Source organism: Micromonospora sp. NPDC007230 (assembly GCF_042869115.1).
Taxonomy (GTDB): Bacteria; Actinomycetota; Actinomycetes; order Mycobacteriales; family Micromonosporaceae; genus Micromonospora.
Window position 1 is genome coordinate 26567 of the sequence record NZ_JBIAFE010000045.1, and the last position, 10288, is coordinate 36854.

At 71.9% G+C, this 10288-nt stretch carries 12 protein-coding genes; 8 read left to right on the plus strand and 4 right to left on the minus strand.

Features of this window, described 5'->3' with window-relative positions:
* Window positions 1-24 precede the first annotated feature (24 nt).
* Entirely contained in the window at window positions 25-1134 is a 1110-nt protein-coding gene (locus tag ACFYML_RS35130) for a serine hydrolase domain-containing protein (protein ID WP_387424744.1), read from the minus strand.
* 108 nt (window positions 1135-1242) lie between these two features.
* Here ACFYML_RS35130 and rnhA point away from each other — a divergent pair, with 108 nt between their 5' ends.
* The 3 genes from rnhA to ACFYML_RS35145 all read left to right on the plus strand — a co-directional run bounded on the left by rnhA (window position 1243) and on the right by ACFYML_RS35145 (window position 3297).
* A complete protein-coding gene (gene rnhA / locus ACFYML_RS35135; RefSeq protein ID WP_357447356.1) occupies window positions 1243-1719 on the plus strand; it encodes a ribonuclease HI in 477 nt (158 codons plus the stop codon).
* 85 nt (window positions 1720-1804) lie between these two features.
* Window positions 1805-3028 (plus strand): cytochrome P450, encoded by a 1224-nt coding sequence (locus ACFYML_RS35140; protein WP_387424745.1) that lies wholly within the window; start codon window positions 1805-1807, stop codon window positions 3026-3028.
* A complete protein-coding gene (locus ACFYML_RS35145; RefSeq protein ID WP_387424746.1) occupies window positions 3025-3297 on the plus strand; it encodes a ferredoxin in 273 nt (90 codons plus the stop codon). The genes ACFYML_RS35140 and ACFYML_RS35145 overlap by 4 nt, the downstream gene beginning before the upstream one ends.
* On the opposite strand, the gene ACFYML_RS35150 is transcribed toward ACFYML_RS35145, so the two are convergent.
* The 3 genes from ACFYML_RS35150 to ACFYML_RS35160 form a co-directional block, all read right to left on the minus strand.
* Window positions 3246-3473 carry a hypothetical protein gene (locus ACFYML_RS35150; protein WP_357447365.1) on the minus strand — a complete coding sequence of 76 codons (228 nt, stop codon included), beginning with the start codon at window positions 3471-3473 and terminating at the stop codon, window positions 3246-3248. The genes ACFYML_RS35145 and ACFYML_RS35150 overlap by 52 nt on opposite strands.
* 41 nt (window positions 3474-3514) lie before the next feature.
* Window positions 3515-3751 carry a preprotein translocase YidC gene (locus ACFYML_RS35155; RefSeq protein ID WP_073834566.1) on the minus strand — a complete coding sequence of 79 codons (237 nt, stop codon included), beginning with the start codon at window positions 3749-3751 and terminating at the stop codon, window positions 3515-3517.
* Between the two features lie 236 nt (window positions 3752-3987).
* Window positions 3988-4878, minus strand: coding sequence for a pentapeptide repeat-containing protein (locus tag ACFYML_RS35160; protein WP_387424747.1), 891 nt, complete (start codon window positions 4876-4878; stop codon window positions 3988-3990).
* Window positions 4879-5046: 168 nt separating this feature from the next.
* Between ACFYML_RS35160 and ACFYML_RS35165 the strand changes: the two genes are divergently transcribed.
* The 5 genes from ACFYML_RS35165 to ACFYML_RS35185 all read left to right on the plus strand — a co-directional run.
* Complete coding sequence (locus ACFYML_RS35165; RefSeq protein ID WP_357447369.1) at window positions 5047-5655, plus strand: hypothetical protein; 609 nt, start codon at window positions 5047-5049, stop codon at window positions 5653-5655.
* Between the two features lie 354 nt (window positions 5656-6009).
* Window positions 6010-7041, plus strand: coding sequence for an ABC transporter permease (locus ACFYML_RS35170; RefSeq protein ID WP_387424748.1), 1032 nt, complete (start codon window positions 6010-6012; stop codon window positions 7039-7041).
* A gap of 59 nt (window positions 7042-7100) precedes the next feature.
* Window positions 7101-8846 (plus strand): ABC transporter substrate-binding protein, encoded by a 1746-nt coding sequence (locus ACFYML_RS35175; protein WP_387424749.1) that lies wholly within the window; start codon window positions 7101-7103, stop codon window positions 8844-8846.
* Between the two features lie 59 nt (window positions 8847-8905).
* The gene (locus ACFYML_RS35180; protein WP_357447378.1) at window positions 8906-9895 is read left to right on the plus strand and encodes an ABC transporter permease; all 990 of its coding nucleotides are present in this window, start codon (window positions 8906-8908) and stop codon (window positions 9893-9895) included.
* Between the two features lie 13 nt (window positions 9896-9908).
* Window positions 9909-10288 (plus strand): ATP-binding cassette domain-containing protein (locus ACFYML_RS35185; protein WP_387424750.1); only part of this gene is annotated, 380 nt, incomplete at its 3' end.

Genomic DNA, 10288 nt, shown 5'->3' on the forward strand with positions numbered 1-10288 from the left:
TCCGGCGCTGCCGGCCCGGTCCGCTCAGGCGGATCCGGCGACCACCGCGTCGCGCACGAGCGTCCGCAGGCCCTCCATCGGGTCGCCGTCGCCCGCCCCGAGCCGGTTGCGCACCGCCGCGACCGTCAGCCCCAACGCCGGGTAGGCGAACGCCAGGCTCCCGCCGCTGCCGGCCGTGCCGAACGACCCGTCGCCGTCGACCGCGTACCCGAGGCCGAAGGTCACTTCCTGCCCGAACACCCAGTCCTCGCCGCGGGCCGCCACCGCCGACACCTCCGCCAGGCGCTCGGGTGAGATCAGCCGTACGCCGTCGACCGGGCCGAGCAGGGCCGCGTACATCCGGGCGACCGCGCGGGCGCTCATCGTGCCGACCGCCGGCACGTCGGCGCGCAGCACGTCGGGGCGGCTGCCGATGGTCGCGTCGGGTCGGACGCCGGGCGGGGCCACCGCGTCGAAGTTCGGCAGGTGCGCGCTCGCGTACGCGATCATCGCGGTCAGACCGGCGTCCTCCAGCCGGGCCAGCCGGGGCAGGTCCGCCTCCGGCACCCCGAGGAACAGCTCCCCGGCCACGCCGAGCGGGCCGGCCACCTCCTCGGCGAGCACCTGCGAGATCGGCCGGCCGGTGACCCGCCGGACCACCTCGCCGACGATCCAGCCGAACGTCCAGGCGTGGTACGCCAGCCGTGCGCCCGGCGCCCACAGCGGCTCGGCGTCGGCGATCACCGCACACATCCGGTCCCAGTCGGCGAAGTCCTCCGGGGCGGTGTCGGCCGGCAGCGTGGGCAGCCCGGCGGTGTGGGTGAGCGCGTGCCGCAGGGTGATCCCGTCCTTGCCCCGCCGGGCGAACTCCGGCCACACGTCGGCGATGCGCAGGTCGTAGTCGAGCAGCCCGCGCTCGGCCAGCACGTGCACCACCGTGGCGGTGAGCCCCTTGCCGGTCGAGACCGCGTGGATCGGGGTGTCGGCGGTCATCGGTCGCCCGGTGGCGGGGTCGGCCAGGCCCGCCTGCTTCTGCACGATCGGCTCGCCGTCCAGGTAGGCGGCCACCTGCACCCCGGCCTCCTGGCCGGAGGTGACCAGCTCGTCGATCGTCGTGCGTACCGCGGCGCGCAGGCCGTCCCAGCGTCCGTCCACGACCGGTCACCCTGCCAGGCCGTCGGGCGGGTGTCGCGGGCTTTTCCGGGACCCGGCTCGGCCGGGTCGGATGCTCGCGCCGGCGGGCGTACCGGGTAGGTTGCCGGCATGGCGGACGACGTGAGCGGCAGGGTCGTGGAGATCTGGACCGACGGGGCGTGCAGCGGCAATCCCGGCCCCGGCGGCTGGGGTGTCGTGCTGCGCTGGGGCGACCACGAGCGCGAGCTGTGCGGCGGTGAGGCGACGCCGACGACGAACAACCGGATGGAGCTGACCGCCGCCATCCAGGCGCTGGAGAGCCTGACCCGACCGGTCACCGTGCGCCTGCACACCGACAGCACGTACGTCCGCAACGGCATCACCGGCTGGCTCGCCTCGTGGAAGCGCAACGGCTGGCTGACCGCGGCGAAGCAACCGGTGAAGAACGCCGACCTGTGGCAGCGGTTGGAGGCCGCCTGCGCCCGGCACGACGTGACCTGGCTGTGGGTGAAGGGCCACAACGGACACCCGGAGAACGAGCGAGCCGACGCGTTGGCCAACCGCGGCATGGCCGAGGCGCGGGCGGAGGCGGTCGCCGCCCGCTGACGCCGACGGGTTGTGTCGAACCCCGTCGATGAGTAACGTAGCGGATCGATGCCGTCACGGACAGTCGCCCCCCGGAGGTGTCCGCGTGACCATTGCGCCGCTCACCGACCTGCCCCTGTGGCCGCCGATCAACCTCGACCGCGACCCGCTCGTCCCGCTCGACGCGGCGGAGCGGCACCGCTTCTCCGGGCCGGTCACCCGGGTCCGGCTCCCCACCGACGAGACCGCCTGGCTGGTCACCCGGCACGCCGACGTCCGGCAACTGCTGCGCCACCCCGGCTTCAGTGCCGACCTCAGCCGACCGGGCTTCCCGCTGCTGCGCCGGGTGGCCCCCGGCGCGCCCAGCGACCGGCGGGGCGGCTTCATCCGGATGGACGGAAGCGAGCACTTCCGGCTGCGTCGGATGCTCACCGCCGAGTTCATGATCAAGAACGTGCGGCGGATCGAGCCGCTGATCCGGCAGACCGTCGACCGGGCCCTGGACGGGCTGCGCGACGCGGGCCCGCCCGCCGACCTGGTGGCGCACTTCGCCCTGCCGGTGCCCTCGATGGTGATCTGCCACCTGCTCGGCGTCCCGTACGCCGACCACGACTTCTTCCAGGAACGCAGCCGGACCCTGATCGACCGCGACGCGCCACCGGACCGGGTCCAGCTGCACGTGCGGGAGCTGCGCGACTACCTGCACCGGCTGGTGGAGACGAAGGTGGCCGCCGGGGACCGCACCGACGACCTGCTCAGCCGCCTGGCCCGGGACCGGGTCGACACCGGCGAGCTCGCCGTCGACGAGCTGGTCGGCATGGCGGTGCTGCTGCTCATCGCCGGCCACGAGACTACCGCCAACATGATCGGGCTGAGCACTCTGCTGCTGCTCCGCCACCCCGCCCGGTACGCCGCCCTGCGCGACGATCCCGGACACGCCGACGGTCTGGTCGACGAACTGCTGCGCTACCTGAGCATCGTGCGCACCGGCCTGCCCCGGCTCGCCGTGCAGGACGTCGAGATCGGCGGGCAGCTCATCCGGGCGGGGGAGGGCGCGATCGGGGTGCTCTCCCTGGCCAACCGGGACCCGGGAGTCTTCGACGCGGTCGACGAGTTCGACCCGTACCGGCAGGCACAGCAGCATCTCGCGTTCGGGTTCGGCGTGCACCAGTGCATCGGCCAGCCCCTCGCGCGGGCGGAACTGCGGGTCGCCCTGGTGGAACTGGCCCGACGGTTCCCCCGGCTGCGGCCCGCCACGGAGGCCGGGCGGCTGCCGACCCGGGACACCTCGGTAGTCTTCGGCCTCGACGCGCTGCCGGTGACCTGGTGACCGAGGCGGCGGTCGCGCGGATACGAGTGGACCGGGACCGCTGCTGCGGGTCGGGCAACTGCGTGGTGACCGCGCCGGAGGTCTTCGACCAGGACGACGACGGCCTCGTGGTGCTCCGCCGCGCCGAGCCCGCGCCGGACGCGGCCGACCGGGTCCGGCAGGCCGCCGACCTCTGCCCGTCGGGCGCGATCAGCCTCGACCCGCCGTCCCGGCCGGATCACTCCACGTTCGGCAGCTCGCCGGTGCCCGAGACCTGGTCGACGTCGTAGCCCGCCCGGCTCGTCTCCCGGGCGGAGCGTCGATCCTCGGCCGGCAGGTCGGCGAAGTCGTCGCCGGTGTCGTCGGTGGTGTGCAGGGATTCGCCCGGCGGTCGCAGCGACGCCTCGTACGCGGTGGCGCCGTCCGGTTCGTCCGTGGGCGCGCGGCCGAAATGCTCACTCGTCATGTCGAACTCCTGCCCGCGTCGCTCGTGGGTAAACGCCCCGGTCAGCGGGGCGCATCCGGGTGCGTCGGCATCGACGAGCCGCCGGCGCTGGTGCCCGACGACCCGCCGGCCACCCCGGAGCCGTCGTCCTCGGTGACCACGTCCGGCTTCGGTGTGCCCGGCTCCGGCGCCGGTACGTCCGTGTCCGCGTCGACCTGGACCAGCCGGGCCTGACCGGCCTCGTCCTCGGCGTGCGCCGGATCGACCGGCTGCTCGCCCTGGCGTACCCGATACTTCACCCGTCCGCCTCCCGTCGGTGCTGCGTCACCCGCGTCGCCCGAGGTGCCGCCGACTCCGGCTACCCCGCTCCGGCGCCCCGAAACGTGCGGCACCGCCCGGCCGGCTCCCCTCGGCCCAGGGCGAACGCCGTGTCCGGGGCGAGCAGTTCCGACGTCCCGCGTGATCCACTCGGGTGTGCGGCAGGGCGCGGGGCCCGCGCGGTGGGACGGCCCCGGGATGCCGCATCCGGAGTCGGTCAGCGCCGGCGGCGTGCGGAGCCGGGTCGCCCACGCGAGGGCTGGACCGGAGTGACCGTCAGCGACCAGTGCGCGGGCCGGCGCAGGCGGGGCGGCAGGACGGTCCGATGGTCGCCGCGGGCCGCCTCGAGCTGCGACTGGTGCACGAAGAGACAGCGCCCGAGGTCGGCGCCGCGCAGGTCGGCGCCGCGCAGATCCGCCCCGGTCAGGTCGGCCGCGCCGAGGTCCACGCCCCGCAGGTCCGCGCCGATGAGGCAGGCCCCGCGCAGGTTCGCCCCGGACAGCTCGGCCCGGCGCAGGTCCGCCCCGATCAGCACCGCCCCGCGCCGGTCCACGCCCTCCCGCCCGGCCCGCGCCTGCGCGCCGGCCCGGGACAGCAGCTGGTTGACCCGGTCCCGCTGGGCGTCGACGTCCAGCGCGAGCAGCTCGTCCGGTGTGCCGTCGGTGAGCCGCCCGGTCTCGGCCAGAGCAGCCGCCAGGTCGTCCCGCAGGGGGCCGGCCGGGGTCAGCGCCAGGGCCTCGGTGAGGTACCAGAGCAGCTCGTGCAGCGGTCGCATCACCGCGAAGGTGTCGAACATCCGCCGGGCGCTCGCCGGGTCCGCCCGCCAGTCCCGCCCGCCGAATGTCCCCTGCGCCACGTGCTGGCCCGCGCCGAAGCAGTCGAAGACCGTGCAGCCCGGGAAACCCCGCTGCCGCAGGTCGCGGTGGATGCCGCAGCGGGAGTCGGGGCGCAGGTTCGGGCAGGGCTGCCCGGCGGGCTTGTCGATGGCGAAGTCGGCGGAGGCGGCGAACGCGGGCGCGACGCAGCAGATTCCGAAGCACCGGGCACAGTCGGCCTGCAGCTCACGCCCCCCACTCGCCACCGCTTGCCGTTCCGCCGCCTCGGACACCCTGCCCGGCCTCCCATCGTCTCGCCACCACCGGCCACCACCGCCGCATCCGGATGCCATTGTCCCGCCCTGGCCGTGGCTGGACGGCGGGCGGGGCGACACCCTGCCCGTTCTGCTCCGGGATGCGGTGTTGCTCCGTATCGTGGAGTGACGAAGGAGGCGGCGGGGATGGACGAGCAGGCGCGGGAGCAGGCCCTGCTCACCGCAGTCACCACCGAGCACTTCGTGCTCCAGACCTCCCGCAGCGCCACCATAACCGAGTCGGTCGGCCGGGCCACGATCTTCATGTCGATGCTCTCCGCCGCGCTGATCGGGCTGGGCTTCGTCTCCAGCAGCGGGCACCTGGTGCGGCCGTACCTCGGCGCCGTGCTGCCGACCCTGGTGATCACCGGGCTGCTGACCTTCGCCCGGCTGGTGCAGAGCATGGTGGAGAACGAGGTGGACCTGCAGCGGATCCAGCGCATCCGCGCCTGGTACCACCGGCGGTTCGCCGACGACCAGGACTTCTTCGCCGACGCCCTGACCCAGGGTGGCGGCACACGGGCGGAGTGGGCGGCAGTGGGCAGCCGGCCCGGCCGCCGGCACATGCTGCTCACCGCGGCCGCATTGGTCGGCGCGGTCAACGCGCTGTTGATCGGGCTCGGCGCCACCCTGCTGAGCGGCCTGTCCGGCGCCGCACCCGGCCTGGCGATCGCGGTCGGCGTGGTGGTGGCGCTGGCGGCCTTCGCCGTCCAGGTCGGCTACATCAACCGGGCCTCCATCTCGCTCGGCCGCTGAGCCGGCGGCACCCGGGTCCCCAGCCAGGACGTCGAGGTCACCGAACACAGGCGGCGAGCCGGCCGGCGGTCGCGGAGTCGGGCGGGGGAGAGCCGGGTGCGGGCGGGCCGGAATGTCCAAACGGGTGACAACCGGAAGGCGGGTCCGCCGCAGCGTATTCGGAAACTGCCGGGAAGATGGCCGAACGGATGACAACCAAATCGGTCCGTTATTGCACCGAGTCATTCCGTAAATCAGATCGTTGTCAATGTCTGACAACCGATCCGGCCGTTACCGTAACGATTCAATTCGTCGTTCCCCAGCGGTTTACCGTCGGGTGGCAGGACGTTTTCGTCGCCGTCGGGAGGGCTCCTCATGAGCGACATGTCCCACCCACCGTCGTTGACCGCGCCCGGTGACCCGGCCGCCCCGGACGTCGCCGTCGAAACCGAATCCCCGCCCGAGACCGGCCGGCGGGAGATCGTCGGCCGGTCGCCGAACCAGCTCGCCTGGCTGCGGCTCAAGCGGGACCGGATCGCCCGACTCAGCGCCCTGACGCTGGTCGTCGCCGCCCTCGTCGCCCTCTGCGCGCCACTGCTCGGCTGGCTCACCGGAATGGACCCGACAGACAAGTTCGTGGATCGGCTCAACGATTTCGGAATGCCGATCGGCTACGCCGGCGGCATCAGCTCCGAACACTGGCTCGGACTCGAACCGGGCAGCGGTCGGGACATCCTGCTCCAGTTGGTGTACGGACTGCGGACGTCATTGTTCATCGCCTTCGCCTCGGCCCTGCTGGCGTCGGTCATCGGAGTGACGGTGGGTGTGGTGGCCGGGTGGGCGCGCGGCTGGCTGGACAGCGTCATCAACTGGCTGGTCGACCTCACGCTGGCGTTCCCGTTCCTCATTTTCGCCCTGGCGGTGATCCCGATCCTGCAGGACCGCTTCTACACCGAGCGGGAGGCGCCGCCGCCGGCCTTCCGGGTCGCCCTGATCATCGCCACCTTCGGCCTGTTCAGCTGGACGTACACGGCCCGGCTGGTCCGCGGCCAGGTGATCTCCCTGCGCGAGCGGGAGTTCGTCGAGGCCGCCCGGGCCGCCGGCGCCGGCACCGGGCACATCCTGTTCCGGCAACTGCTGCCGAACATCTGGGCCCCGATCCTGGTCACGGTCTCGCTGAACGTGCCGCAGTTCATCGCCATCGAGGCCGCCCTGGCCTTCGTCAACATCGGCGTCACCGAACCCACGCCTGACCTCGGCCGGATGATCTACAACAGCATCGGCTACGTGGCCAGCGACCCCTGGTACACCCTGTTCCCCGGATTGACGATCTTCCTGCTGGTCCTGGCGTTCAACCTCTTCGGTGACGCCCTGCGCGACTCGCTGGATCCCCGGTCGACCCGGTAACCCCCCGGCCATCAAACACGCCCGGCCGGCGGGGCCGCCGGGCGGGAAGGGAGCACACCGTGCGAGCACGAACCCGGACACTGACCACCGGTGTCCTCGCCGCGGCGCTCGTCGCCGCCGGTTGCAGCCCGACCACCGAGAGCGGTGGTGGCGGCGACGACAAGACGAAGACCCAGACCGGTTCGGTCTCCTACGAGCCCGCCGACAACCAGGGCCCGGCGAAGGCGGTCGACGGGGCCGCCCGCGGCGGCACCCTCACCATCATGCAGAACTCCGACTTCGAGCACCTCGACCCGGCCCGTAACTACGTCAACGTGCAGCAGGTCACCGGCGGGCTCCTCTACCGGGCGCTCAACGGCTACAAGGAGGACGGCACCGGGAAGCTGCTGCTCGTCGGCGACCTCGCCACCGATCCAGGCAAGGACGTCAACAAGGACTGCAAGGTGTGGGAGTTCACCCTGCGGGAGGGGGTGAAGTACGAGGACGGCTCCCCGGTGACCAGTAGGGACGTGGCCTACGGCATCGCCCGCTCGTTCGCGTCCAACCTCAACGAGGGGCCGCACTACATCCAGCAGTGGCTCTACCCGGGTGGGGCGTACAACGCGAAGTACCAGGGGCCGTACGACGGTGGCAAGCCGGCGCCGGACGGCATCGAGACGCCCGACGACCGGACCATCCGGTTCACCTTCCCGGAGGCGCACTGCGACCTGCCGTACGCGGCCGCGCTGCCCACCAGCGCGCCCGTGCCCGCCGCCAAGGACACCCGGGCCAACTACGACCTGCGGCCCTTCTCCTCGGGGCCGTACAAGGTCAAGTCGTACCAGCGGGACGTGGCGCTGGAACTGGAGCGCAACCCGAACTGGGACCCGAAGACCGACCCCATCCGCAACGCGTACCCGGACGCCATCCGGATCACCTTCGGCCTGGAGCAGGCGCAGATCGCCGAGCGGCTCGTCGCCGACGCCGCGGCCGACCAGGCCGCGCTGAGCTGGACCGACGTGCCGCCGGCCGTGCTGCCCCGGACCACCACGGCCGGCGTCGTCGAGCGGGTCGTCAAGGGCCCGACGCAGTACACCTGGGTGCTGAACATCAACACCCAGCGGGTCACCGACCTGAACGTCCGCAAGGCGCTGAACTACGCCGTGGACAAGGACGCCGCGCTCAAGGCGATCGGTGGGCAGGCGGCGGGCTCCCCGGCCACCACGCTGATGTCGCCGACCACGGCCGGCTGGAAGAAGTACGACGTCTTCAACGCCCCGGTCACCGGTGACAAGGCCAAGGTCACCGAGTTGCTCGCCGGCAAGCGCCCGAAGCTGGTCTTCGCCCACTCCAACACGGAGCTGCGGACCCAGCAGGCCGAGGCGATCCGGAAGAACCTGACCGACATGGGCTTCGACATCGTGATGAAGCCCATCGAGAACAGCAGCTACTACGACGAGATCGGCCGCAAGAACAACCCGTACGACCTCTACATCAGCGGCTGGGGCTCGGACTGGCCGACCGGCTCGACCGTCATCCCGCCGGTGTACGACGGGCGGGAGATCGTCGCCGAGGGGAACAACAACGTCTCGTACCTCAACGAGCCGTCGATCAGCGCCGAGGTCGACCGGGTCCGTAACCTGCCCGCCGCCGAGCAGGACGCCGGGTGGATGGCCCTGGACGAGAAGATCATGCGGGAGTACGTCCCGGTCGTGCCCTGCTACTACGACGCCACCTACGAGCTGCACGGATCGAAGGTCGGCAACGCCTTCCTCAGCGACGCCTTCGGGATCATCTCACTCAACGGCATCTACGTGAAGCAGTGACCGCCGTGGGGGCGGCCCTCGTCCGGGCCGCCCCCACCGTCCATCGGGGAGGTGTTCCCGTGTTCCGTTTCGTCCTCCGGCGGCTCCTCGTCGCCGCGGTGACCCTCGCGGTCATCAGCCTGGTCACCTTCGGTCTCTTCTTCGCGGTGCCGAGCAGCCCGGCCAAGGTGATGTGCGGCAAGAACTGCACCACCGAGGACATCGCGCAGGTCGAGCAGCGGCTCGGCATCGACCAGCCGTTGCCCCGCCAGTACGCGGACTTCGTCAAGGGGGTCTTCGTCGGCCGCACGTACGGCTCGGGGGACTTCCGGCAGGACTGTCCGGCACCCTGCCTGGGCTACTCGTTCCGCAACAATCAGCCGGTCACGGAGATCATCACCCAGCGCCTCCCGGTCACCTTCAGCATCGTCTTCGGTGGCGCGGTGCTCTGGCTGGCGTTGGGCGTCTCGCTGGGCATGGTGTCGGCGCTGCGCCGCGGAACGGTCTTCGACCGGGCCGCGATCGGCATCACCCTGGCCGGGGCGTCCATGCAGGTCTACTTCTTCGGGCTGATCCTGCTCTACCTGCTGGTGTACGCCACCGGGCTGCTGCCGTTCCCCAGCTACACCCCGTTGACCGAGAACCCGGCCCGGTGGGCGGTGGGCCTGCTGCTGCCCTGGATGACGCTCGGCTTCCTCAACTCGGCGCTGTACGCCCGGCTGTCCCGGGCGCAGATGCTGGAGACCCTGTCGGAGGACTTCGTGCGGACCGCGCGGGCCAAGGGGCTCTCCACGCGGCAGGTGCACACCCGGCACGCGCTGCGGGCCGCGATCACGCCCATCGTCACCATCGCCGGCCTGGACATCGGCACCAGCCTCGGCGGGACGTTCATCACCGAGACCATCTTCGGTTTGCAGGGGCTGGGCAAGGCGACCGTGGAGGCGGTGCAATTCCTCAACCTGCCGGTGGTCATGGCGACCGTGCTGCTGGCGGCCGTGTTCATCGTGGTCGCCAACATCGTGGTCGACGTGCTCTACGCGGTCATCGACCCGCGGGTCCGGCTGAACTGACGGAGGGATCGAGATGGTGAAGCTACCGGCGCCCCGCTCGGGCGAGGGCCCCTATCTGCGGGTGTCGGATCTGCGGGTGCGGTTCGACACCGAGGACGGGGTGGTCCGTGCCGTTGACGGGGCGTCGTTCTCGGTGGAGCGGGGTCGCACGCTCGGCATCGTGGGGGAGTCCGGTTCGGGCAAGAGTGTCACCTCGCTGGCGATCCTCGGCCTGCATAACGCCAAGCGCACCACGATCAGCGGGGAGATCTCCGTGGGTGGCCGTCAGTTGGTCGGCCTGCCGGAGGAGGAGGTGCGGCGGCTGCGGGGCCGGGACATGGCGATGATCTTTCAGGATCCGTTGTCGGCGTTGCATCCGTACTACACGGTGGGGCGGCAGATCGCTGAGGCGTA